General features: G+C 68.5%; 20 protein-coding genes. 5 read left to right on the top strand and 15 right to left on the bottom strand.

Translation table 11 applies throughout. The features are described 5' to 3' along the window. Nucleotides 1-4 precede the first annotated feature (4 nt). A complete protein-coding gene (locus BLR02_RS22525; protein ID WP_245704905.1) occupies nt 5-1,024 on the top strand; it encodes an SAM-dependent methyltransferase in 1,020 nt (339 codons plus the stop codon). On the opposite strand, the gene BLR02_RS22520 is transcribed toward BLR02_RS22525, so the two are convergent. Next, a complete protein-coding gene (locus BLR02_RS22520; protein WP_090664726.1) occupies nt 1,010-3,070 on the bottom strand; it encodes a molybdopterin-containing oxidoreductase family protein in 2,061 nt (686 codons plus the stop codon). The two genes, BLR02_RS22525 and BLR02_RS22520, sit on opposite strands and share 15 nt — an antisense overlap. A 74-nt stretch (nt 3,071-3,144) precedes the next feature. Here BLR02_RS22520 and BLR02_RS22515 point away from each other — a divergent pair, with 74 nt between their 5' ends. Further along, nucleotides 3,145-3,951: an EcsC family protein gene (locus tag BLR02_RS22515; RefSeq protein WP_090569525.1), complete on the top strand. Its 807-nt coding sequence runs from the start codon at nt 3,145-3,147 to the stop codon at nt 3,949-3,951. On the opposite strand, the gene BLR02_RS30925 is transcribed toward BLR02_RS22515, so the two are convergent. Then, nucleotides 3,943-4,338, bottom strand: a complete 396-nt coding sequence (locus BLR02_RS30925; protein ID WP_090569522.1) for a carboxymuconolactone decarboxylase family protein — start codon at nt 4,336-4,338, stop codon at nt 3,943-3,945. The genes BLR02_RS22515 and BLR02_RS30925 overlap by 9 nt on opposite strands. An 85-nt stretch (nt 4,339-4,423) precedes the next feature. Between BLR02_RS30925 and BLR02_RS22505 the strand changes: the two genes are divergently transcribed. Beyond that, nucleotides 4,424-5,545 carry an RMD1 family protein gene (locus BLR02_RS22505; protein WP_090664725.1) on the top strand — a complete coding sequence of 374 codons (1,122 nt, stop codon included), beginning with the start codon at nt 4,424-4,426 and terminating at the stop codon, nt 5,543-5,545. 4 nt (nt 5,546-5,549) lie between these two features. Here the strand turns inward: BLR02_RS22505 and feoB are convergent, their stop codons facing one another. The 12 genes from feoB to BLR02_RS22445 all read right to left on the bottom strand — a co-directional run bounded on the left by feoB (nt 5,550) and on the right by BLR02_RS22445 (nt 22,174). Beyond that, the gene (gene feoB / locus BLR02_RS22500; protein ID WP_245704904.1) at nt 5,550-7,451 is read right to left on the bottom strand and encodes a ferrous iron transport protein B; all 1,902 of its coding nucleotides are present in this window, start codon (nt 7,449-7,451) and stop codon (nt 5,550-5,552) included. 12 nt (nt 7,452-7,463) lie between these two features. Then, complete coding sequence (locus BLR02_RS22495) at nt 7,464-7,769, bottom strand: FeoA family protein (protein WP_090664724.1); 306 nt, start codon at nt 7,767-7,769, stop codon at nt 7,464-7,466. 84 nt (nt 7,770-7,853) lie between these two features. After that, on the bottom strand, nt 7,854-8,645 hold the full coding sequence (locus tag BLR02_RS22490) for an SDR family NAD(P)-dependent oxidoreductase (protein WP_090664723.1): 792 nt from the start codon (nt 8,643-8,645) through the stop codon (nt 7,854-7,856). A 103-nt stretch (nt 8,646-8,748) separates the two neighbouring features. After that, nucleotides 8,749-9,030, bottom strand: a complete 282-nt coding sequence (locus tag BLR02_RS22485; RefSeq protein ID WP_090569511.1) for a hypothetical protein — start codon at nt 9,028-9,030, stop codon at nt 8,749-8,751. A gap of 151 nt (nt 9,031-9,181) precedes the next feature. Then, entirely contained in the window at nt 9,182-10,456 is a 1,275-nt protein-coding gene (gene odhB, locus BLR02_RS22480) for a 2-oxoglutarate dehydrogenase complex dihydrolipoyllysine-residue succinyltransferase (protein WP_090664722.1), read from the bottom strand. Between the two features lie 34 nt (nt 10,457-10,490). Next, the gene (locus BLR02_RS22475; protein ID WP_090569505.1) at nt 10,491-13,391 is read right to left on the bottom strand and encodes a 2-oxoglutarate dehydrogenase E1 component; all 2,901 of its coding nucleotides are present in this window, start codon (nt 13,389-13,391) and stop codon (nt 10,491-10,493) included. Nucleotides 13,392-13,536: 145 nt separating this feature from the next. Continuing rightward, entirely contained in the window at nt 13,537-14,421 is an 885-nt protein-coding gene (gene sucD / locus BLR02_RS22470; RefSeq protein ID WP_090569502.1) for a succinate--CoA ligase subunit alpha, read from the bottom strand. Nucleotides 14,422-14,424: 3 nt separating this feature from the next. Further along, nucleotides 14,425-15,645 carry an ADP-forming succinate--CoA ligase subunit beta gene (sucC, locus tag BLR02_RS22465; protein ID WP_090664721.1) on the bottom strand — a complete coding sequence of 407 codons (1,221 nt, stop codon included), beginning with the start codon at nt 15,643-15,645 and terminating at the stop codon, nt 14,425-14,427. 39 nt (nt 15,646-15,684) lie between these two features. Next, complete coding sequence (gene mdh / locus BLR02_RS22460; RefSeq protein ID WP_090569496.1) at nt 15,685-16,638, bottom strand: malate dehydrogenase; 954 nt, start codon at nt 16,636-16,638, stop codon at nt 15,685-15,687. Nucleotides 16,639-17,202: 564 nt separating this feature from the next. Beyond that, nucleotides 17,203-18,363, bottom strand: a complete 1,161-nt coding sequence (gene zapE / locus BLR02_RS22455) for a cell division protein ZapE (RefSeq protein ID WP_090664720.1) — start codon at nt 18,361-18,363, stop codon at nt 17,203-17,205. Between the two features lie 492 nt (nt 18,364-18,855). After that, entirely contained in the window at nt 18,856-21,978 is a 3,123-nt protein-coding gene (locus BLR02_RS22450; RefSeq protein WP_090664719.1) for a PAS domain S-box protein, read from the bottom strand. Continuing rightward, nucleotides 21,959-22,174, bottom strand: a complete 216-nt coding sequence (locus BLR02_RS22445; protein ID WP_090664718.1) for a type II toxin-antitoxin system ParD family antitoxin — start codon at nt 22,172-22,174, stop codon at nt 21,959-21,961. The genes BLR02_RS22450 and BLR02_RS22445 overlap by 20 nt, the downstream gene beginning before the upstream one ends. A gap of 426 nt (nt 22,175-22,600) precedes the next feature. Here BLR02_RS22445 and BLR02_RS22440 point away from each other — a divergent pair, with 426 nt between their 5' ends. Beyond that, the gene (locus BLR02_RS22440; RefSeq protein WP_143018242.1) at nt 22,601-22,864 is read left to right on the top strand and encodes a hypothetical protein; all 264 of its coding nucleotides are present in this window, start codon (nt 22,601-22,603) and stop codon (nt 22,862-22,864) included. Nucleotides 22,865-23,426: 562 nt separating this feature from the next. On the opposite strand, the gene BLR02_RS22435 is transcribed toward BLR02_RS22440, so the two are convergent. Further along, on the bottom strand, nt 23,427-23,768 hold the full coding sequence (locus BLR02_RS22435) for a hypothetical protein (protein WP_090563937.1): 342 nt from the start codon (nt 23,766-23,768) through the stop codon (nt 23,427-23,429). A 966-nt stretch (nt 23,769-24,734) separates the two neighbouring features. Here BLR02_RS22435 and BLR02_RS28835 point away from each other — a divergent pair. Further along, a partial coding sequence (locus BLR02_RS28835) for a helix-turn-helix domain-containing protein (protein WP_143018241.1) occupies nt 24,735-24,973 on the top strand: 239 nt, incomplete at its 3' end.

The raw sequence follows: 24,973 nt of genomic DNA, 5'->3' as shown, positions 1-24,973 counted from the left end.
CCCGTTGCGCATCCTGGCCCGCTGGCGGCGGCGGCACCGTCGCCTGCCGCTGCTGGGCGATACCCGGTTGCGCAGCGAACGGGAGGCGGGGCTGCTCCGCTGGAGCGTGAAGGTGCTCGGCGCCGAGATGGCGGAGCGCCACTATGCCTCCGGCCTCGCCGGCCCGGCCGCGCCGGTGCCCATGGGCCCGACCCATACCGGCCTCGCCAGCCGAACCTGCCGCCAGTCCGACATCGAGCATGACTGGCTGCGCCACTGGTCGCGCCTGCTCGGCACGCCGCCGGTCTATCACCGCAAGCTCTGGGAGGATGCCTTCGTCCTCCAGGCGATGTGGGAGGCAGGGATGCTCGCGCCCGGCCGCCGCGCCCTCGGCTTCGCGGTGGGGCGCGAGGCGCTGCCGAGCCTGCTCGCCGCCCATGGCGTCGAGGTGGTGGCGACCGATCTCGATGCCGGCGATGCCCGCGCGCGGGACTGGATCGAGACCGGCCAGCACAGCACCGCGACCGAGGCGCTCTACCGTCCCGAGATGGTGGGGCGCGCCGAGTTCGACCGCCTCGTCAGCTTCCGCCAGGCGGACATGGCCCAGGTGCCGGAGGCGCTGCAGCAGCGCGGCTTCGACATGGTGTGGTCTGTCTGCGCCATGGAGCATCTCGGCACGCTGCAGCGCGGGCTCGACTTCGTCATGGCGGCGATGCGCTGCCTGAAGCCGGGCGGGATAGCCGTGCACACCACCGAGTTCAACCTCGACGGGCTCGGCGGCACGCTCGGCCGCGGCAGCACCGTGCTCTACCAGCGCCGCCACCTGGAGGCGCTGGAGCGCCGCCTTGCCGCCGAGGGCCACCGCATGCTCCCACTCGACGACAACCAGGGGCCCGGCATGCTGGACCGGTTCATCGACCTCGCGCCGCAGCAGGCCGATGAGGGGCCGCCGCTGGGCCCGCTCTTCCCGCCGCATCTGCGCCTCTCGGTGCAGGGCTTCCCGGTGACTTCGGCAGGCATCCTCGTGGTGTCAGGCGGGGCGTAGCCATACCGCGATGTCATGGAAGGCGACGCCGCCCGCCGGCGCCACCGGCTCGGCGCCGACCAGGGCGTTGATGCCGATGCCCTCGGGGAAATCGGCGCTGGGCGAGATGCCCTCCACCGCCAGCACGCCGGGCAGCACGCCGTCGAAGCGCATCGCCGCGAGGGTCAACACGCCGCGCGCATTGCCGATGCGGACGCGGTCGCCATCGGCAATGCCGAGCCGCTCGGCATCCGCCGGGTGCAGCCGCAGCCGCGGCGCCCCTTCCCGGGTGCGGGAGCCGGGGGTCTCGGTGAAGCTGGTATTGAGGAAGCTCCGCGCCGGCGGGGTGATGAGGCGGAAGGGCGTGGCCTCGCCGGCCTCCTCCAGCCGCTCCCAATGGCTCGGCAGTTCCGGCATGCCGGCGGAATAGGGGCCGAGCGCCGCCCAGTCCGCATGGAAGCGGAAGCGCCCATCCGGCTGCGGGAAGCCGGCGAAGGCCTCGCCGGCCGGGATGCTGTTGGCGACCGGGATGAAGCCCGCCGCCTTTGCCGCCTCCCAGTCACCGAGGCCGGAGGCACGAAGCGTCGCATCCAGCATCGCCTCCTCCCCCATGCCGAAGCCGGGATGCTCCGCCCCGAGGCGCGCTGCGAGGCCACGGACCACGGCATGGTTGCTGCGTGCCTCGCCCTGCGGCTCGATCACCCGCGGCCCGACGGTCAGCGCGGTATGCCCGAGGCCGAGATAGAGGTCGCTATGCTCGAGGAAGGTCGTCGCCGGCAGCACCACATCGGCGAAGGCCGCGGTCGGGGTGAGAAACTGCTCATGCACCGCGAGGAACAGATCCTCCCGCGCCAGCCCGCGCCGCACCGCATGGCTGTCGGGCGCCACCTCGGCGCTGTTGGCGTTCTGGATCAGCATGGCCGTGACCGGCGGCCCGCCCGCCAGCGCCTCGCCGGCCAGCACCGCGCCGATGCGCGATTGGTCGAGCACGCGCACCTTCGGGTCGATCCGGTCGCTCGCCCAGGCAAGGCGCGTATCCAGCCCCCAGCCCTCCAGAGCGTAGAAGAAGGCGCCGCCCCCCTCGGCCGCCCAGGCGCCGGTCAGCGCGGCGAGGCAGGAGACGGCATGCATTGTCGCCGCCCCGTTGCGGTAGCGGGTGAAGCCGACGCCGAGGCGGAGGAACATCCGCCGCGTCCCGGCATAGAGCTCGCCCAGCGCACGGATCGTGGCCGCCGGCACGCCGGTCAGGCCCTCCGCCCATTCCGGCGTATGGCGACGGAGATGCGCCTCCACCGCCGCGTCCCAATCGGTATGCGCGGCAAGGAAGGCACGGTCCGCCGCGCCGCGCTCCAGCGCCATGCCCATCAGGGCAAGGGCCAGCGCCGCATCCGTCCCGGGCCGCAGCACGATGCCGATATCCGCCGCCTCGATGGTGGGGGAGCGGTAGGCGTCCACCACCACCAGCTTCGCCCCGCGCCGCTTCCGCGCCCGCTGGATATGCGTCATCAGGTTGACCTGGGTGGAGACCGGATTGCCGCCCCACATCAGGATCAGGTCAGCTTCCGCCACCCGCCGCGGGTCGGCGCCGCGCGCCGCGCCATGGCCGGCCCGCCAGCCCATCTCGGCCGGGGTGACGCAGATGGTCGATTTCTGCCGGGAATAGCCCATCACATGGCGCAGCCGGTCGAGCCCCCAGCGCCCCAGCACGCCCATATTGCCGCCGCTGTGGTAGGGCCAGACCGCCTCCGCCCCATACCGTGCCGCAGCCAGGCGGAAGGCCTTGGCGATACGGTCCAGCGCCTCGTCCCAGGAAATCGGGGCGAAGCGGCCCTCGCCCTTGGCGCCGATGCGCAGCAGGGGGCGGGTCAGCCGGTCCGGGTGATGCACCCGCTCGGCATAGCGGGCGACCTTGGCGCAGCAGGTGCCGGCCGTGTAGTCATAGGCGGCGGCACCGCGGACCCGGCCGATCCGCTCCGGCGAGACGCGCTCCACCTCCAGCACGCAGGCGCTCGGGCAGTCATGCGGGCAGGCCGTGCGGATCACGGTGGGGGCGAGGCTGCCATCCATCAACTCACTCCTTCGGCTCGCCGTAATCCTGCCGGCCTGGCGAACCCGGCGCCAGCACGGAGGTTGTTGCCAGCATGAGCGACACCAGCATGACGACCCTGCCCATCCCCGCCGGCCTCCGCAGCGACGAGCAGGCGGCGCTCGCTGATGCCGTCGCCATCCTCGAAGGCACCTCCCTCCCGGTGCGCCTGGCCTCGTTGGTCGGCGGCTCGGTCGAGGCGCTGAAGCGCCGCCTGCCGGATTCCGTGCAGCGGATGCTGGATGGCGCCATTCGCCGCGCCCTTGAGGGGGCGATGCAGGCCGCCATGCGCTCGGACCCGAAGCGCAACCCGACGCCGCTCTCCGCCTCCTGGCTGCATCGCGGGCTGCTGGCGGCCTCCGGCGCCGCGGGCGGGGCCTTCGGCCTGCCGGGCACGTTGATGGAATTGCCGGTCTCCACCACCCTGTTGCTGCGCCGCATCGCCGCCATCGCCGCCGAGCAGGGCGAGGACCTGTCGGACCCGATGGTGCAGGCGGAATGCCTGAAGGTCTTCGCTCTCGGCGGTCGCGACCCCGCGGAGGACGATGCGGAAAGCGGCTACTTCGCCCTTCGCATCGCCCTCGCCGAGACCTTGAAGGGGGCGGTCGGGCGTGGGCTCGGCGCCCTGCTGCCGGGCTTCCTCGGCGCCATCGCCAGCCGCTTCGGCGCGCCCGTGGCGCTGAAGCTCTCCGCTCAGGCGGCGCCGGTGATCGGCGCGGCCGGGGGCGCCGCGGTGAACATCGCCTTCCTCGAGCATTTCTCCAGCATTGCCCAGGCGCATTTCACCATCCGCCGGCTGGAGCGCGAGCATGGGCCGGTACTGGTCAAGGCGGGATATGAGGCGATTCGCCGGTCAGCCTAGGCCGACATCACGGAACTCCGGTTCCTCGAACACCTCCCGCGCCACGCGGAAGGCCTCGCCGGCCGCCGGCACGCCGGCATAGATGCAGAGCTGCAGGAAGACTTCCTGGATCTCCGCCCGGGTCACGCCATTGGTCAGCGCCCCGCGGAGATGGATCTTCAGCTCGTTCGGCTTGCCGAGCGCGCCGAGCATGGCGAGGTTGATGAGGCTGCGGTCGCGCCGCGGCAGCCCCGGCCGCCCCCAGACCTCGCCCCAGCAATAGCGCAGCGCCAGCTCCTGGAAGGGCCGGTCGAATTCCGTCGCGCCGGCCAGCGCCGCCGCCGAGCGCGCCTCGCCGATCACCTCGCCCCTGATCCGCGTCCCCGTCTCCAGATGATCATCCGCCATCGCCAACCCTCCCTGCGGCGGAATGCCGCCCGTTCGCCTGTCATCTTCCCATGCTATGGCCGCGGCAAGGCATGAGGAGCGAGAGATGGCGCAGGTGGAGCCCACGGTGCGGTCGGGACAGGTGGTGGCGCTGCGGCTCTTCGACCTGGCCTATGAGATCGACCTGCGCCGGGCCGAATCGCTCTGGGCCAGCCGCGCCCGGGGCAGCAGCGTCCGCAGCCGCCTGGTCGGCACCTCGCCCAAGGCCGTCTCCTTCGGCGTCGCGCCGCTCGCCCTCGACCTCGGGCCAGTGGAGGTCACGGTCGATGGCAGGTCCATGACGGCCTCGGCCGGCGTCCGCCTCTATGATTTCGGCATTGCCGCGGTCGCCCTGCGCCTGCCGGCCGCCGATCTCGGCTGGGCCGCCTTCACCGGTCTGGTCAACGGCGCCGACCGTGCCGTCGGTCCCGCGGCCGAGACCCGCCTGTGGGAAGACCTGCTCGGACGGCTGCGGGAGCTGCTGGCCGAGGCGCTGGACCGGCCGGCCGCCACGCCTCTGCAGGAGGACTACCTCCTCGCCATCGTCGATGCCTTCGACCGGCCGATGACGGCGGAGGCGCTGGTCGAGACCCTCGACCTCATCCCCTTGCTCTCGGGCGAGGAGCGGCCGCTTTCCGAGGGCGCCCGGCGCGACCTGCTGCGCCAGCGCTTCTCCTACCACCCGGACGACCTGGTGGTGCTCACCTGGGACCGCGCCTTCATCCACGAGCCGCAGCGGGAGACCGATGTCGCCGACGTTCTGGAGATGGCCAATGCCCAGCTTCTGGAGCTGCGCGGCTATGACGAGATGCTGGATGACGAGCTGCCGCGCATGCGGGCCCTGGTGGAGGCGGCGCGGCGCCGGACCAACCTGCTCGCCTCCCGCCGCTATGCCCGCCTCGCCCGCGACCTGCACGCCCTCGTCGCCGAGGTGACGGAGCTGACGGAGCGCGTCGACAACGCCCTGCAGGTGACCGAGGACGTCTACCTCGCCCGCGTCTATGCCGCGGCGATGGAGCAGTTCCGCGTGCCCAATGTCGGCGCCGCGGTGGACCGCAAGCTGGCGATCATCCGCGACACCTACACCGCCCTGCATGGCGAGGCCGCCGGCGGCCGGGCGGAGCTGCTGGAGACCGCCATCCTGCTGCTGATCGCGGTCGAGATCGTGCTGTCGCTGGTGCGGTACTGAGCCCCTACCCGGCGCCGAGGGCCCGCGCCGCCTGGAAGGTGGCGAAGGCCGCCAGGTAGGCGAGCGTCAGCATGTAGGCGAAGCTGAACCACATCCAGCGCCGCCCGCCCGTCTCGCGCCGGATCACGCTGAGCGTCGCCACGCATTGCGGCGCGAAGACGTACCAGGCGAGGAAGGCGAGCGCCGTCGCCAGGCTCCACTTGCCAGCGAGCGCCTGGCCGAGCTGGGCCGCATCCTCCTCCGCATCCTGCACCGCATAGACGGTGCCGAGCGAGGCCACCGCCACCTCCCGCGCCGCCATGCCGGGGATGAGCGCCACGCCGATCTGCCAGTTGAAGCCGATCGGCCGCAGCAGCGGCTCCACCGCCTGGCCGATGCCGTAGGCGAGGCTGTACTCGATGGCGGGCCGGTCCGCCCCCTCGGGCGGGCGCGGGACGGAGGAGAGGAACCAGATCACCACCATCATCGACAGGATGATGGTCCCCGCCCGCCTGAGGAAGGCCTTCGCCCGCTGCCACAGGCCGAGCGCCAGGTTCCGCAGGCGCGGCAGCTTGTAGTCCGGCAGCTCCAGCATGAAGGGCTCGGTCGGCTGGCCGCGCCAGAGCAGCCGCTTGAAGACGAAGGACATCCCGAGCGCGCTGAGGATACCCGCCGCGTAGAGGCCGAACATCACCAGCCCCTGCAGCCCGACCCAGGACCAAGCGCCCTCACCCACCGGCCGGTCGGGGACGAAGGCGCCGATGATGAGCGTATAGACCGGGATGCGGGCCGAGCAGGTCATCAGCGGTGCGACGAGGATGGTGGCCAGCCGGTCGCGCCGGCTGTCGATCACCCGCGTCGACATGATCCCCGGGATGGCGCAGGCGAAGGAGGAGAGCAGCGGGATGAAGGCCCGGCCATGCAAACCGGCGCCGCCCATGATGCGGTCCATCAGGAAGGCGGCGCGGGCCATGTAGCCGAAATCCTCCAGCAGGAGGATGAAGAGAAACAGCACCAGGATCTGCGGCAGGAAGACCAGCACGCTGCCGACGCCGGCGATCAGCCCATCCTGCAGGAAGCTGCGCAGCAGACCGGCCGCCCCCTCCTCCGGCAGCAATGCGCCGACGGCGGCGCCGAGCGCCTGGAAGCCGCCATCGATCAGGTCCATCGCCGGCTGCGCCCAGGCGAAGACCGCCTGGAACATCAGGAACAGCACCACCAGCAGGATGACGAGCCCGGCCACCGGGTGCAGCAGCACCGCGTCCAGCCGTCGCGTCACCGCGTCGCGCCGGTCCGGCACCCGGACCACGGCGGCGAGGATGCGGTCCGCCTCACGCTGCAGGGCGCGCAGCCCCGCGGCATCCGGCGCTTCCCATACGGCCGTGCCGGGTTCGGGCGAGGCCTGGGCGTCGATCGCCTCGAGCAGGGCCGCGGTCCCGCCCCGCCGCACCGCGACGGTAGTGACGACCGGCAGGCCGAGCTCGGCCGAGAGCCGCCCGGCATCCACCTCGATCTCCCGGTGCCGGGCGATGTCGAACATGTTGAGCGCCACCAGCATCGGCCGCCCGGCCCGCTTCAGCTCCAGCACCAGGCGCAGGGCCAGCCGCAGGTTGGTCGCGTCGGCGACGCAGACCAGCAGCTCCGGCGGCTCCACCCCGGCCTGCTGGCCGAGCACCACGTCGCGCGTCACCACCTCGTCCGGGCTGCGGGCGCGCAGGGAGTAGGTGCCAGGCAGGTCGAGGATCCGCACCCGCCGGCCGGCGGGGGTGAGGAAGCCCCCTTCCTTCCGCTCCACCGTCACGCCGGGATAGTTGGCCACCCGTTGCCGGCTGCCGGTCAGCGTGTTGAACAGCGCCGTCTTGCCGCAATTCGGATTGCCGACCAGGGCGATGCGGAGATCGCGCAGGCCGGCGGACATCTCATTCATACGCGCTATGTCCTACGGGGCCGGCTCCACCAGCACCGCCGCAGCCTCTCGCCGGCGCAGCGCGATGGTCGCGGAATCGACCCGGATGGCAATGGGGTCCCGGCCGAAGAGGCCCTGATGCAGGAGCTCCACCTCGGCCCCCTCGACGAAGCCGAGCTCGAGCAAGCGGCGCTCCAGCTCCTCCGCGGGAAGGCCACCCGAGGCGAAGGCCCGCAACCCGCGGATCCGCCCCCGGAAACCGCGCGGCGCGGCCCCGAGATCGAGCACGGCTTCGGCCTGGGCAGGGTCTGCCAGGACGGCATCGGTGACGAAGGACATGCGGAATCCCTGGCCTGGGGAGCTTCTTGTAGATGCGAACGCTTGTCGATTGCAACTCAGTGCCCGGCCATGGCCAGGACAGGCTCAGCCGATCTGCACCAGACGGCCGCCATCGACCGGCAGGGCCACGCCGGTGATGAAGCCCGCCTCGTCGCTGGCGAGGAAGAGCGCAGCATTGGCCACGTCCCAGGCGGTGCCCATCCGGCGGCGCAGTGGCACCTTGGCGTCGCGCTCGGCTGCCACCTCGGCGCGGGTCTTGCCGGTATGGCGGACGCGGGTATCGACTGCCATGGGCGTGTCCATCAGCCCGGGAAGGATGGTGTTGCAGCGGATGCCATGGCCGGCATTCTGGTTCGCTACCTGCTCGGTGACGGCGAGCATCGCCGCCTTGGTCGCCTTGTAGGCCACGTAAGGGTAGCTCTCGACCGCCGCCGCCGAGGAGATGGAGAGGATCACGCCCCCCTCCTGCGCCCGCATGATCGGCAGCGCATGCTTCACCGCCATGACGAAGCCGCGCAGATTGATGGCGGTGACGCGGTCGAAGGCCTCCTCGGTGATCTCGGTCGGCGGCGCATCACCCCCGGCCAGCGAGACGCCGACATTGTAGTGGAGGATGTCGAGTCGCCCGAAACGCGCCACCGCCTCGGCCAGCGCCGCGGCGAGGCTTGCCTCCCGCGTCACATCCGCCTCAATCGCAAAGGCGCCGTTCCCTGCCAGCTGCGCCGTCTCCTCGGCAGAGTTGAGGTCGCGGTCGGCGCAACAGACCCGCGCCCCCTCCTGGGCGAAGCGGATGGCGGTCGCCCTTCCGTTGCCGATACCCTCACCGGGGCTCTGCCCGGCGCCGATGATGATGGCGGTCTTGTCCTTGAGGCGCATGGCGCTTCCCCTCCCCGATCCAATACCTTGGCTCGTTCGGCCCATGCTGCGCCGATGCGGGCCGGAGGGGTAGGGGCGCCAGGAGGGCACCAAGGCCCCGGCGTCAGATCTCCCGCGGCGGCCGCGGGCGGCGGGGCGGGCGGGGGCCGGTGCCGAATTGCTCCTGGTGCGGGGGCCCGCGGCGCTCCCGCGGCGGCGGCGGCGGGGCCGCCAACTCAGCCTGCAGCTCGCGGATCTTGCCGGCGATGGAGCTGCGGAGCTCGGGCGAGGTGTGCGGCTTCAGCGACTTGTAGGTCTCCTTCAGCTCGGCCAGCTGGCGCGTCTTCTCCTCGCGCGTCCGCTTCAGCGGGCGGTTGTCGGAGAATTGGCCTTCGAAGGAACGCATGTGACTCTCCCGGTATGGATTGCGGCGCGGCACCCGGGGGCGCGCGCCGAGGGTCCGGCTTTCGCCAGCCGGAATCCTAGCAGATGAATGCAGGTAGCGCGCAGGAATCAGGGGGCCGGCGCACCGGCCCCCGTGATCCTTGGATGTCAGCTCAGAGGTCGAGCATCAGCCGGCGCGGATCCTCGACGCCTTCCTTCACGCGGACAAGGAAGCTCACCGCCTCCTTCCCGTCGACGATCCGGTGATCGTAGGACAGGGCGAGGTACATCATCGGCCGTACCTCGACCTTGCCGCCGACCACCATCGGCCGCTCCTGGATCTTGTGCATGCCGAGGATGCCGGACTGCGGCGGGTTCAGGATCGGCGTGCTCATCAGGCTGCCATAGATGCCGCCATTGGTGATGGTGAAGCTGCCGCCCGCCATCTCCTCCAGCTTCAGCTGCCCGTCACGGACGCGCTTGCCGAAATCGCCGATGGTCTTCTCGATCCCGGCGAAGCTCATCTGGTCGGCATTGCGCAGCACCGGCACCACCAGGCCGTTCGGCCCGCCGACCGCGATGCCCATATGGACGAAGTTCTTGTAGATCACCGCGTCGCCATCGATCTCGGCGTTGACGGCGGGGAATTCCTTCAGCGCGGCCACGCAGGCCTTCACGAAGAAGGACATGAAGCCGAGCTTCACCCCGTGGCGCTTCTCGAAGGCATCGCGGTACTCGGCGCGCAGCGCCATCGCCGCGCCCATATCCACCTCGTTGAAGGTGGTGAGCATGGCGGCGGTGTTCTGCGCCTCCTTCAGCCGGCGCGCGATGGTGATGCGCAGCCGGGTCATCTTCACCCGCTCCTCGCCCGCCTCGATCGGGCGCGCGGCCTTGGCGGCGGCCGGAGCCGCAGCTGGCGCGGCGGCAGGGCGGGCGAGGAAGTCGAGCACGTCACCCTTGCTGATCCGGCCGTCCTTGGCGGTGCCGGTGCCGATCTGCTCGGCGCTGACCTTGTTCTCGGTCATCAGCTTGGCCGCCGCAGGCAGCGGGGCATGCGGGGTGCCGGGCACGGCAACAGGGCCCTGCGGCACCCGCGGCTCCTCCACCTTGGGCTGGGCCGCCGCCGCCGGGACGGGCGTCGGCGCAGCAGGCGCGGGTGCGGTAGGTGCCGGGCTCGGGGCGGCAGCCGGCTTCGCCGCTGCCGCGGCACCGGCCGCGCCGATCACGCCGAGCACCGCGCCGGGCTCGACCTCACCACCCTCGTCCACGGCGATCGACTCGATGACGCCGGCGGCAGGGGCATTCACCTCCACCGTGACCTTGTCGGTCTCCAGCTCCACCAGCGGCTCATCCACCGAGACCTGCTCGCCGGCCTTCTTCAGCCAGCGTGCCACGGTGGCGGTGCTCACGCTCTCGCCGAGGGTGGGTACCAGGATATCCGTCGCCATTCTTCTCTCGCCTTCCGCTTAGCAGCCGCGGGCCTCAGAGGCCGAGCGCGGCTCGCACCAGGGCTTCCTGCTGCTGCTGGTGGACCTTGGCGAGGCCGGTGGCCGGGCTCGCCGCTTCGTCTCGGCCGACGTAGTCGGGCCGCTTTGCCTTGATGTCGAGACCCTTCAGCACCTTCTCGAGCCGCCGGTCGATATAGGTCCAGGCGCCCATGTTCTCGGGCTCCTCCTGACACCACACCACCTCGGCATTCTTGTAGGGCGCCAGCGCCTGGCTCAGGCTCTGCTTCGGGAAAGGATGCAGCTGCTCGATGCGGATGATCGCCACATCCTTCACGCCCTTGTCGCGGCGCTCCTGCAGCAGGTCATAATAGACCTTGCCGGTGCAGAGCACGACCCGCTTCACCTCCTCCTCCGGCGCGATCGCGTCGATCTCGGGGATGATGTAGCGGAAGCCGCTGCCCGGGCCGAATTCCGCCAGGCTGCTGACCGCCAGCTTGTGCCGCAGCAGCGACTTCGGCGTCATCAGCACCAGCGGCTTGCGGTAATTCGCCTTCAGCTGGCGCCGCAACGCGTGGAAGTAGTTGGCTGGCGTGGTCAGGTTGCAGACCCGCATGTTCCGCTCGGCGCAGAGCTGCAGGTAGCGCTCCAGCCGGGCCGAGCTGTGCTCCGGCCCCTGCCCCTCATAGCCATGCGGCAGCAGCATGACGAGGCCGCTCATGCGCAGCCACTTGGTCTCCGCCGAGGCGATGAACTGGTCGATGATGACCTGGGCGCCATTGGCGAAGTCACCGAACTGCGCCTCCCACAGCACCAGCGTGTGCGGGTCGGCCAGCGAGTAGCCGTAGTCGTAGCCCAGCACGCCGAACTCGCTCAGCAGGCTGTTGAAGGCCTCGAATCGCGGCTGGCCCGAGCGGATGTTGTTCAGCGGCACGTATTCGGCCTGGGTCTTCTGGTCGACCAGCACCGCATGGCGATGGCTGAAGGTGCCCCGCTGCACGTCCTCGCCCGAGAGGCGCACACGGTGCCCCTCCAGCAGCAGCGTGCCGAAGCCGAGCGCCTCGCCGGTGGCCCAGTCGATGCCCTCGCCGCTCTCGATCGCCTGCCGCTTCGCCTCGAGCTGCCGAGCGATCTTCGGGTTGGCGGCGAAATCCTCCGGTACCCGGGCCAGCGCCGCGCCGACCTCGCGCAGCGTCTCGAGCGCCACGGCGGTCGGGTGAAGCTGCTCTATCGCATCCTCGGTACCGGCGGCCTTCAGCCCGGACCAATGGCCTTCCAGCCAGTCGGCCTTGTTGGGCTTGAAGCTCTGAGCGGCCTCATGCGCCTGCTCCAGCGTCTGGTTGAAGGCGTCCCACATTGCCTTCGACTCCTCGGCCGGGACGCTGCCCTCGGCCGCCAGCCGCTCGGCATAGAGGGTACGGGTGGTCCGCATCTCCTTGATCCGGCCATACATGATCGGCTGGGTGAAGGCCGGCTCGTCGCTCTCGTTATGGCCGTGGCGGCGGTAGCAGACGATGTCCACCACCACATCGGTCGAGAAGGTCTGGCGGAACTCGGCCGCCAGGCGCGAGACGAAGACCACCGCCTCCGGATTGTCGCCGTTCACGTGCCAGATCGGCGCCTGCACCGACTTGGCGATGTCGGTGCAGTAGAGGCCGGAATAGGCATGCGCCGGGACGGTGGTGAAGCCGATCTGGTTGTTGGTCACCAGATGGATGGTGCCGCCGGTGCGGTAGCCGATGAGCTGGCTCATCGCCATGGTCTCGTAGACCAGGCCCTGGCCGGCGAAGGCCGCGTCGCCATGCAGCAGGATGCCCATAACCGAATGCCGGCCCTTGGTGTCGCCCGCCATGTCCTGCCGCGCCCGGACCTTGCCGACCACTACGGGGTCGACCGCCTCGAGATGCGAGGGGTTCGGCTGCAGCGAGAGGTGCACCCGCCGGCCACCGACCTCGATATCGGTCGAGGTGCCCAGGTGATACTTCACGTCGCCCGAACCCTGAACATCGTCAGGATTGGCGCCGACGCCCTTGAACTCGGAGAAGACCTGGGTGAAGGGCTTCTTCACCACGTTCACCAGAACGTTGAGCCGGCCGCGATGCGCCATGCCGATGGCGATCTCGTTCACCCCGGCGCCGGCCGCCGTCTCGATCACCGCCTGGATGGCCGGGATGGTGCTCTCGCCGCCCTCGAGGCCGAAGCGCTTGGTGGAAACGTATTTGCGGGCGCAGAAGGCCTCGAAGCCCTCGGCCTCGGTCAGGTCCTCGAGGATCGCCCGCTTCGCCTTCGCATCGAAGGCGGTGGACCAGGGCGCGCCTTCCATGCGCTGCTGGATCCAGGCCTTCTGGTCCGGGTCCTGGATATGCATGAACTCGACGCCGATCGGCCCGCAATAGGTCGCCCGGCAGACCTCCATGATCTGCCGCGGCGTCGCGGTGTCGAGGCCGAGCACGCCGTTGATGAAGACCGGCCGGTCCATATCGGCCTCGGAGAAGCCCCAGAAGGTGGGCTCCAGCTCCTGGTGCGGCCGCGGCTTGGCCAGGCCCAGCGGGTCGAGCTGGGCGTGCAGGTGGCCACGCACCCGGTAGCTGCGGATCAGCATCAGTGCGCGGATCGAGTCGAGCTGGGCGCGGCGGATCGTCTCGGCATCGGCGGCGGGGGCCGCAGCCGGTGCGGCACCCTTACTGCCCTTCGCGCCACCCTTGGCGGCCGGTGCAGGCTCGGGCTCCGGGGCGAAGCCGCCACGGCCACGCGGCGCCCAGGAGGCACCGACCGCATCGGTCAGCACCGCCTTCGCATCGTCGTCGAGGACGGCGAAGAGTTCAGCGAAGGAGGGATCGACGCTGTCGGGCTTCTCCACCCAGCGGGCGTAGAGATCGGCGAGGAAGGCGGCATTGGCGCCCGTCATCGCTGTCGCGAGGATATCCACTCCGGCCATGTATCTCTCCGTGCCGGCCAAGGGAGCCGGCGGTCTCTATCGGCACATGCAATGATCGCCGCACCCCCGAAAGGCTGCGGCGACACGTAACATAGGGCCGGCATGCCCCAATGGCAGCCCCACAGGGCTGCCCCGCGTTGGGTGCCTAGCCCTTCAGGGCCTTCACCATGGTGGAACCAAGCGCCGCTGGGCTATCCGCCACATGGACGCCGGCCGCGCGCATGGCCTCGAACTTCGCCTCAGCCGTATCCTTGCCGCCCGAGATCACGGCACCGGCATGGCCCATGCGGCGGCCCGGAGGGGCCGTGGCACCGGCGATGAAGCCGACCACCGGCTTGGCGTTCGCCCCACGATTCTCAGCGGCCAGGAATTCCGCCGCCTCGATCTCGGACTGCCCGCCGATCTCGCCGATCATGACGATCGACTTGGTTTCGGGATCGGCAAGGAACATCTCCAGCACCTCGACGAAGTCGGTGCCCTTCACCGGGTCGCCGCCGATGCCGACGCAGGTGGACTGGCCGAGGCCCGCCGCCGTGGTCTGCGACACCGCCTCATAAGTCAGCGTGCCCGAGCGGGAGACGATGCCGACCGAGCCGCGCCGGTGGATATGCCCCGGCATGATGCCGATCTTGCAGGCATCCGGCGTGATCACGCCTGGGCAGTTCGGCCCGATGAGGCGCGACTTCGACCCCCCGAGCGCCCGCTTCACCCGCACCATGTCGAGCACCGGGATGCCCTCGGTGATGCAGATGACGAGCGGCAGCTCGGCGTCGATCGCCTCAAGGATCGCATCCGCGGCGAAGGGCGGCGGCACGTAGATGACGCTGGCATTGGCCCCGGTGGCGGCGACGCAATCTGCCACCGTGTCGAAGACCGGCAGGCCGATATGGGTGGTGCCGCCCTTGCCCGGCGTCACGCCCCCCACATACTTCGAGCCATAGGCGATGCCTTGCTCGGCATGGAAGGTGCCCTGGGCTCCGGTGAAGCCCTGGGTCATGACCTTGGTGTTTTCGTCGATCAGGATCGCCATGGCTCAGGCCCCCTTCGTCGTGCCGGAGGCGCGCGACTCATTGACCGCGGCGACGACTTTCTGTGCCGCGTCCGCCAGGTTCTCGGCGGGAATGATGGCGAGACCGCTCTCGGCCAGGATCTTCTTGCCCAGCTCGACATTCGTCCCCTCGAGCCGGACCACGAGCGGCACGGAGAGCGAGAGGTTCTTCGACGCCTCGACGATGCCGTTGGCGATCATGTCGCACTTGGCGATGCCGCCGAAGATGTTCACCAGGATCGCCTTGACGTTGGCGTCCGAGGTGATGATCCGGAACGCCTCGGTCACCCGCGCTGCATTCGCCGTGCCGCCGACATCGAGGAAGTTCGCCGGCGAGGAACCGTAAAGCTTGATGATGTCCATCGTCGCCATGGCGAGGCCAGCGCCGTTCACCATGCAGCCGATCTCGCCGTCGAGCGCGACATAGTTCAGGTCATTCTTGACCGCGTCCAGCTCCTTCGGGTCCATCTCCGTATCGTCACGGAGCGCCTCAAGGTCCTTGTGGCGGAACAGCGCGTTGTCGTCGAAGGAGACCTTGGCATCGAGGGCCACGATCTCCCCCGCGCCGGTGACGACCAGCGGGTTGATCTCGACGATGGCGCAGTCGAGCTCCTGGAAGGCGCCATAGAGCGAGGTCACGAATTTGGTGAAGCTCGCCACCTGCTTGCCGGTCAGCCCGAGGCCGAAGGCCAGCTTCCGGGCATGGAAGCCGGAGATGCCCGAAGCCGGGTCGATCGCCGCCTTCAGGATCTTCTCGGGGTGGTGCTCCGCCACCTCCTCGATCTCCATCCCGCCCTCGGTCGAGGCCATGATGGTGAGGCGAGAGGTCGCGCGATCGACCAGCAGGCCCAGATAGAGCTCCCGCTTGATGTCGCAGCCATCCTCGACATAGACGCGGGAGACGACCTTGCCTGCATCGCCGGTCTGCTTGGTGACCAGCGTCTTGCCGATCATCGCCTCGGCGGCAGCCCGGACATCCTCGACCGACTTGACGACGCGGACGCCGCCCTTGCCGTTCGGGTCCTCCTTGAAGCGCCCGGCGCCGCGGCCGCCGGCATGGATCTGCGACTTCACCACATAGACGGGGCCGGGCAGCCGCTTGGCTGCCTCGACCGCCTCGTCCGGCGTCCAGGCCACATGGCCCTGGAGCACCGTGACGCCGTAGCGCCCCAGCAGCTCCTTCGCCTGATATTCATGGATGTTCATGCGGTCACCCCTGCAAGCGAATGGACGCCAGACCGGCCCTCAGACGCCGAGCTTCTTGAAGTCCTCGATCAGCTTCTTCACCGCATCGCAGGACTTGTCGAAGGCGGTCTTCTCCTCCGGCGTGAACTGCACCTCGACGATCCGCTCCACGCCGCCGGCGCCAATGACAACCGGCACGCCGACATAGAAGTCGCTCAGCCCGTACTCGCCGTTCAGCATCACGGCGCAGGGCAGCACCCGCTTCTTGTCGAGCAGATAGGCTTCGGCCATGGCGATGGCGGAGGCAGCTGGGGCGTAGAAGGCCGAACCCTTCTCCAGCAGCTTCACGATCTCGCCGCCGCCATTGGCGGTGCGGTTGACGATGGCGTCGATCTTCTCCTGCGTCGTCCAGCCCATCTTGACCAGGTCGGGGACGGGGATGCCGGCGACGGTGGAGTAGCGGGTCAGCGGCACCATCGTGTCGCCGTGGCCGCCCAGCACGAAGGCCGTCACGTCCTCAACCGAGACGTTGAACTCCTGGGCGAGGAAGAGCCGGAAGCGGCTGCTATCCAGCACGCCGGCCATGCCGACCACCTTGTTCGCCGGCAGGCCCGACTTCTGCTGCAGCGCCCAGACCATGACGTCGAGCGGGTTGGTGATGCAGATGACGAAGGCGTCGGGCGCGTAGGTCTTGATGCCCTCCGCCACCTGGCCCATGACGCCGGCATTCTTGGTCAGCAGGTCGTCGCGGCTCATCCCCGGCATGCGCGGGAAGCCGGCAGTGACGATCACCACATCGGCGCCGGCGATGGCGGCGTAGTCGCCGGTGCCGGCCATGTTGCTGTCGAACCCGTCCACTGGGCCGGACTGCATGATATCGAGCGCCTTGCCCGCCGCCACGCCCGGGAAGACGTCGAACATGACGACATCGCCCAGCTGCTTGAGGCCGATCAGGTGGGCGAGGGTGCCGCCGATATTGCCGGCGCCGATCAGCGCGATCTTCTTGCGGGCCATGACGTGTCCTTGAGGAACGGGGGGCAGAAGGCGCCTGGGCAGCCATGGCTACTCAGCCATGACCATCCAAGCAAAAACAGCGCCGCTTCCTACTCCCGACCGCATCGACCGGCAAGGCATGCCCCGGCATTTGCCCTCAGGGCAGGCTAGATCGGCATGCAGCGGACGATATCGTCATGCCCCTGCGCGAGAACAGCCATGGTTCCATCCGGGCAGGCATTGGCCTGGATGCCGGCCGCCGGCGGCAGACCCTGGGTCCAGCTCATTCGCGGTGCCCGGCAACCACCCCGCTTTGCACTGCAAGCCCCGGCCGCCGAAGCCGCCCGCTGGTCCCGAGAGACGCCAAGCTGGCCGCGCAGCGGGGCCGAGCGATGTACCACCGCCTGCGGCCGCCGTGCCATCGCTGCCTGCTGCGGCTTCGCTGACGCCGTCCTGGCCTGTGGCCTGCTCCCTCCCCCCTTTTCCGCAGCACCCGCCGGGGCAGCAACCAGACCAAGGCCCAGGAGGATCAGGGGCAGCAGGCGCATGCAGAGTCCTCTCGATTCCGTGAATTATTACTTCATATTACGTTAGATGCGGCAGTGCGAGATAGTCCTTGCTTTGCATTTCCGTGAGCCGGCTCGCAGTTCGCTCGAACATCGCCGCGTTCTCCCCTTGTTCATAAAGGGAATCGGGCGGTGCCTCGGCCGAGGCCACGAGCTTGCAGCGATGTTCGTAAAGCGCGTCCACCAGGGTGATGAAGCGCCGGGCCCGGTCGAAATTCTCCGGCCCGAGACGGGGTATGCCGTCCAGCACAAGGGTATGGAAATGCGTCGCCACGGCCAGGTAGTCGGCGGGGCCGAGCGGCTTGCCGCAGAGATCGTCGAATTCCGCCCTTGCCACCCCCCGCACCGCTTCCGGCAGTTCAACGACCCGGCCAAGGACCGTGAGGCGTACCGGCACCCCCTGCGCCTCGCCTGTCAACTCCAGGAAGGCTGCGTCCAACGCCCGCTCCGCCCGTCCGTCCACAGGGCTGTGCCAGGTCGGCAGGCCGCGGATCCGCTCCCGCCGGTAATCCTGCTGTGCCTCGAGGTGCAGCACGTTCAGCCGTTTCTTGATCAGCGTGATGAAAGGCAGGAAGGCGTCGCGGCCGGGCCGACCCTTGAACAGGTCGTCCGGGGCGGTGTTGCTGGTCGCCACCACCACCACGCCACGGGCAAAGAGCGCCTCGAACAGCCGGCCGAGGATCATCGCATCGGCGATGTCATGGACCTGGAACTCGTCGAAGCAGAGCAGGGCGGCATCGGCGCTGATGCTGTTGGCCAGCGGCGGAATCGGGTCCGCCTCGCCCGGGTTGCGCTTCTTCCAGGCATGGATCGTCTGGTGGCAGTCCTGCATGAATTGATGGAAGTGGATTCGCCGCTTGCGGATGACATCGGCGCATTCGAAGAACAGGTCCATCAACATGGACTTGCCCCGCCCCACCTCACCGACGAGGTACAGGCCCTGCGGCGTTCCCTCCGGCGCCTCGGGCACCGGCTTACGGCGCATAAAGCGGGCGAAGAACCCGGCCTCGGCAGGCGCCTCCGGATGCGGGTCATAGCCGCGCAGCCGATGCCAGAGCTCCTGCAGCGTTTCCGCCGCCAGGGCCTGGGCAGTGTCCGGCTTCAACAGCCCGGCCGCGACTCGGGCTCGATAGGCCGGCAGGGGGCCGTCCTGGGGGCGGGGGTTGACAGGGGCATGCATCGCGCCCGGCGGATAGCCTGGACTCGGCCCGGCGGCAACCGGCTAGCTAGCCCATGGTCGGTGGCTGCCCAAGGCGCGGGTTAATGCCTCCCGCCGCACCGGGCACGGCACCTGCATCCAGACCTGGCCGAGCCCGCGCCCGCGCCCGGTGCTGATGCTGATGCTGATGCTGGGGAAGTTTGGCCTTATCCATAATGGCAGGCAGGGGTTTGGCTTCACCGAGCCGCGGCGGCGGCGATCTCCGTAGCAGCTGGGCAATTGTCAGCTCTGCGATGTCGAGTTCCTGCGGCATCCCGCAGGCCACGTCCTGGCCGGTCCTGCTGCTCAGGATACCTTGCCGATTGGACTGAACGACACGAAGCCGATGCCAAGCTCGTCGCCATGCGGCGAGATACTTCTCGGCATGCGGCAGCAGATCGGACGGGGTGGGCGCGACCGGCGCGGGAAGGCAGGCCGCCCAGCAATCCGGTTGATGAAGGCCGCCTCACGGTTTCACCGAGCCGCACGCAATACCTTCGATATCCCCTCAACCGAGTAGGGCTTGTGCAACAGCTCAAAACCTTTGGCGCCGCCCTCCGCCAGGACGTGGCTGTAGCCGCTGGTCAGGATGACGGGCATCTCCGGCCACCGGCGCTGGATCTCCCTCCCGAGTTCCACCCCGTTCATGCCAGGCATGACCACATCCGAGAACACCACGTCGAAGCGGCCCGCATCCTTCTCCAACAGCGCCAGGGCGGCCTTGGCGTGCGGCGCCCAGGTGGCAACGTAACCGAGATCCTCCAGCATCTGACGGGCGAACTCGCCAACCTGGGTGTTGTCCTCGACAAGCAGCACGTTCCGGCACCCCGCCGCTGGCACGTCGGCCTCGTCGTCGGGCTGCACGGGTGCGACCACCGGCTTCACATCGGCCCGCGGCAGGTAGAGCGTGAAAACCGCGCCCTGACCGACTTGGCTTTCAACATGGAGCTCGCCACCCGACTGCTTGGCAAAGCCGTAGACCTGCGACAGACCCAGCCCGGTGCCTTTTCCGACCTCCTTGGTGGTGAAGAACGGCTCGAAAATCCTGGCCAGCATCTCGGGCGCGATCCCTGCCCCCGTATCCGAGACAGAAACGGCCACGAAGGCCCCCGGGGTGCCCGCATGCCCGCGGGTAGGCGGCACGGCGGAGGCGAGCCAGGAGCGAAGGGTCAGACGTCCCTCGCCCTCCATCGCGTCGCGCGCGTTGACCGCCAGATTGACCAGTGCCGTCTCGAACTGGCTGGGGTCGGCTTCGACCGCGCAGTCCTCGCGCACGACGGCGGTCTCGATCGTCACGCGTGCGCCCACCAGTGGCCGAATAAGTTCCACGACAGCCTGGACCCGCTCGCCGACCGCAAACACCTCGGGCTTCAAGGGCTGCCGTCGCGCAAAGGCCAGGAGCTGGCCGGTGAGCTTGGCCGCCCGATCGGCCGTATCGGCGATGGCCTCGACGTACCGGCGCCGCCGTTCCTCAGACAGGTTGGGTCGCCGCAGCAGCCCGGCCGAGGAGCGGATAACAGTCAGCAGGTTGTTGAAGTCGTGGGCCACTCCGCCCGTGAGCTGGCCCACGGCCTCAAGCTTCTGGCTCTGCCGCAGCGCTTCCTCCTGGCGTCGAAGCTGCTCGGCGCGGCGTGCCACCTCGACCTCCAGCTCCTCGTTCAGCCGCCGCAGTTCCCGCTCCGACTGCCGTCGCTCCGTCACATCCAGCATGGCGCCGATCATCCGTAGCGGCTCGCCGCCGGGCCCGCGCACCATGAAGCCGCGATCCAGCACGTCGGCGTAGGTGCCGTCGGCGCGCAGAAAGCGATATTCGTCGGACCAGTGGGCGTCAGTTCCATCGATGACGGCACGGATCGAGGCGCTTACCCGCTCGCGGTCGTCAGGGTGGATTTGGTTGACCCACCACGCCCCCGAGGGATCGACATCTTCCAGAGCGTAGCCATGCGCCTCGTGCAGCGCCTCGTTCCACTCGATCCGGTCAGTTCGCAGGTCCCAGTCCCAGATGGTGTCGTTGGTTGCCCGGACGGCAATACGGTGCCGGTCCTCGATGGACTGCCGCGCCTCCTCTACCCGGCGCCGGTCGGTGATATCGGCATTCGTCCCAACCCACTCACGGATGCTGCCGTCCGCGTCGTAAACAGGCACGGCTCGCACGGCGGTCAGGCGCCACTCCCCATCCGCGCGGCGTAGCTGGAACTCGGTATCGAGCGGCATCGCCAACGCAACAGCCGTGGCCCAGCTCTCGGCCGCATGGGCGCGGTCATCCGGATGGACGGCGTCAAGCCAGCCCGTACCGAGCCACTGCTCCAACGTCTGGCCGGTGAAGCTGCGCCAGCTGGGTGAATCCTCCCTTACCAACCCTTGGGCATCGGTGGTCCAAACCGTCGCGGCGGACGTGGCGACCAGGGCCCGGAAGCGCTCCTCACTGGCCCGTAATGCCGCCCCGGCCTCCCGGCGGTCGGTGATGTCGAGGACGAACTCCACCACCTCGTCGCCGATCTGGCGCGCCGCAAACAAACCCCACCAGCGCGAACCGTCCTTGCGATAATACTGCTTCTCGTAAGGTGTGGTTTCGCCGGTCGTGGTGAGCTCGCCCACGGCCTTGAGCGAAGGCGGGTAGAATTCGGGCGGTGTCAGTTCCTGCCAGGCCTTGCCGACCGCCTCCTCATGGCTGAATCCGGTGAGGCGCAGGAAGGCGTCGTTCACCTCTGTCAGGCGGAAGTCGGCGTCCCAGAACATCACCCCGACCGTGCTGATGCCGAGAGCGGCACGCAGTCGTGCCTCGCTCACCCGCAGCGCCTCCCGCGAGCGCTCGCGCTCAGTCACGTCGCGCGAAGAGGCCAGCAGGAGCTCCGGCCGTCTGTCCGCGCCCAGCACCGCGGTGACCTGCACGTCCCACCACCGAGGCGCACCCGTTCTGGTCGGGCAGAAGCCCCGGAAGCAGCCCACCCGCCCGGCGGCAGCCTCGGCCAAGGCCGCCTTGACCTTGCCCCGCTCCTCCTCAGGCCAGATGGAGGTCCAGTCCTGACCTCTCACGGCACCCAGCTCGCTGAACTCCATCGCGCACAGGCCAGGACCGTTCATGAATGTCAGCCGCCCGTCGAGCGTCAGCAGCTTGAGACAGTCAGCGCTGCTTTCCATCACATTGCGCAGTACCGCCTCGCTAGCCCGGAGCCGCTCGCCAGCCAGATGCTGGTCGGTCCGGTCCCGCACGATCTTGACGTAGCCAATATGCTCGCCCGTCTCGTCATCCTCGAGGCGGGCCATGGAGCCCGATCCCCAGAAGCGGCTGCCATCCTTGCGCATGTGCCAGCGCTCATTCACGGCTCGGTCGGAGCCTTGGGCCGCCAGCATTTCTCCCCTGCAAGCGTCTGCCGCCTGGTCTTCGGGTGTGAAGATTATGCATGCGCGCTGGCCGACCGCCTCCGCCTCCGGCCAGCCCATCACATGCTCGGCGGCGCTGTTCCAGCTGGTGATGATGCCGTCCAGGCAGATCGTGAGGATTGCGAAATCGGCCGAGCTCTCCAGGACCAGCTCAGCGAGGCGCCCCGGGCTCGGCAGCCGGTGGCGGGCCAGCTCACTCTTGCGGCTGGTCATTGGCGGCGCTCGAGGTCGAAGGGACGGAGCCGGGGAGGGACGCCTCGGATGGCAAGGCCTCTGCGCGTTCCAATAGGCGCAGGCCGGCGCGGACCACCTCGCTGGAGCTCTGGTAGCGGCCGGAGGCGACGAGACGCTCGACAAGCCGGCATAACTCGGCCGTCAGGGCGACGTGAAGGCTGTGATGCGCAGGCATGTCAGCCTTCTAGGGCGGTGTAAGCAGGGTGTCACCCTACAAGGAGGCAATTCCAGCGCCACCGAGAGGCAAACAGCGCGATCTGCGGAACAGTTGTGGCAAGGAGCCAGGGCGATGAGCCGTTTACTACAATCGATGGATAGCCTGTCAGCTACGCCCAGGATCGGCCTTGGCGTATTGGGAAGAAAGCTAAAAGGACCGAATGCATTTGCTCGCGCCGCGATATATCCTCGCATCTCGCGTCGAAGTCATAGCCGGGCAGTCGCTTGCGATTGAACATGAGATACGGTGGAGCATGAGCCGGACCATCACCAGCTAGCCCCTTACCCTTCACAGCCGGACTCTTGCCGCCATGGGTGTTGCTTTCCCGCCGACGTCAGCCATACACCTGCCTCATCGGCATTCAGTCAGGGTCACTCATCAACTGTGAAGGTTTTCGATATTCCAGGCATTTGGTGGCTTATGGGAAAAACCTTGGCTGCTGCTGTCGCCGGCTCTTTCCTGTTCGGAGCTGCCGTTTCCAGCATGGCGATGATGGAATTCGGCATCAGTTGGCAGGGCGTCACCATTGGTGGCTCTGCCATGGCCATCAGCATTCCGGTTTTGCTGGTGCTCGGCTTGGCTTGGATCATGGTTCGCGCGCGCGTCATTCAGCGGCAGATCAAGCCACAGCAACAGGATACCCGATAATATCCGGATTGCTGGCGTTGTGTTCGGCTGAACTCCTCATGGCTTCGCGGTCGGTGCCGGCCCGGGAGGCATAGCCCACATCTTCGCCCCTTCCGGAACACGAAGTTGGGCGGCACGGTGGTGGTAAAGAACATGAAGCGGTGCCAGGGTGCATTTTACCAAAATAGGCTACCAGAGGGATCATCCTGGCGCATCCATTTGACCAAGGCCAAGCAGCATTTCCAGCTGACATGGCTGCGGCATCCTTGGTCGGTGAGCATCATCGGCGCGATCTGGGACCGACCATTTCCAGCCAAGCCCGAGCCCCTCGCATAAGGCGTTCTTCCTCCGTCATGGTGGATAGACCATGACCTGCGGCTGTGGCCTGGGCCGCAAATTCGATAGCTGCCAATCGCGCAGCCTCACCGCGGTTGAGCGATTGCGGCACGGAGCTCCATGACAGCGTAGCGGCGCCAAGGGCAACCAGCGTGCATGCGATTCTGTTGCTGGTCATGGGTAAGGTGCCGACTGCAGGTTCAGAAGTGAAGCGGTTGCAACAGGGCCCTTCCAGGCTGTTAGCCGATCAGCCGCCCTGGCTGACGAGGCGGCCTGCGAGGGTGGGGCTGGCGGCCTGGGCGGGGACATAGACCAGGGCCTGCTCCCGGCCACCGCCGACGAGCTGGGCGACATAGCGGCCCTCATGCTGGGCGGCGGTCTGGCCGGAATAGGCCACGGTGCGGCTGTTGGCCTCGCCGGTGATGCGGGCATAGCCGCCGCCGACCACATTCTCGCTCGGCATCCCATACTCGACGCGGGGGCCACCATCGGCACCGCCACCAATCAGGCGGGGGCCGTTGTCCTGCGCCTGGGCGGCACCGGCAGCGGTCAGGGCAATCAACGAGGCAAATACGGTATTGCGGATCATGGCTTGATTCTCCATCCAAGGAGCCGGCGCCTGAGACTTCGCCCCGACCGGCCTTGCTTGAGATGGAAGGTGATGCGCAAACCGGCTTTACGCCAATGCGAAGCCCAGATGCTATCCATTCATCAGATGGATGTTGGTGAAGCCCTGGGCGGTGAGGCCGCTACAAAGGAGTGCCTACCAAACCCACCAGGCGACCAGCAGTGGGGAGGCGAGCGCTACTGCAGCCGAGACCCTTATCAATCCAATGGCCAAGTAGGCGCACGCAATGGCGGGAAGGCTGGTAAGCCCTCTGGACGGAGCCGAGAAATCTTCCTCGGTAACCCCCGAACCGGTGGCTGAGAGATGCATGTGCATGTGCGTCCGCCCTCGTGGGGCTTTGTTATCCTAGGCCCCAACGCCACCTATAGTTGTATGCCTGTCCCGGTTGTGCAAATCACAAATACCTCGCGAAATCGTAATCTTGTATCATAACACATGCGGCTCGATGGCCGGCGTGAAGGGAGGCGGCCGCGAGGTCAAAAGCCGCTCCTGCGGCAGGCGAAGCATCCAAATCCATCTCGCCTGGCGGCGCCGTCCGCGTTCTGCCTTCACCGTCACGCGCCGACAGATGGCAATCTGCAGCCCGCCTACAGCTTGTTGGCCAACCTGCCGCAGCTTAGCGTTTTCCGACGCCAGATCGGCTGGAGATGGTGCTGCCAACCCAGTGGCTGCGACCGAACGCGTCGGCTGTCCCGCACAAGGCCGCAACGGATTGCCGTCCTGCGCCGCCCGCCAGTGCCGCACCATCGAGGGCTGGATGCCCAACTCCGCTGCGACCCTCGTCAGCGGCGGCCTGCTGCCCTGCAGCAGGGCGACGGTCTCACCCTTGAACTCGGGGGTAATACCAAGTCTCCGAGAGCGTGACTCGTTGGGGATTCCCAGACTGGCGTCGCTCTGATTCAACATGGCGAACAGGGGAGCTTCGCCATGCCCATCCCACTCCGAGCTGACTTTGACGCAGCTGGGCTTCGTGCTGCGGCTCGCCGGACCAAGGATGCGGCCCAAGCCCGTCGCCTGCTGGCCTTGGCTGCCGTTTACGACGGAGTGTCGCGCACTGAGGCCGCCCGGATCGGCGGGGTGACGGTGCAGATCGTCCGGGACTGGGTTGTTCGGTTCAACGCCCAGGGCCCGACTGGACTGGTTGACCGCAAGGCGCCGGGCCAAGC

The sequence above is a fragment of the Belnapia rosea genome, assembly GCF_900101615.1.
In the GTDB taxonomy this organism is placed as follows: Bacteria; Pseudomonadota; Alphaproteobacteria; order Acetobacterales; family Acetobacteraceae; genus Belnapia; species Belnapia rosea.
This window is presented reverse-complemented; position numbering and strand designations above follow the sequence as displayed.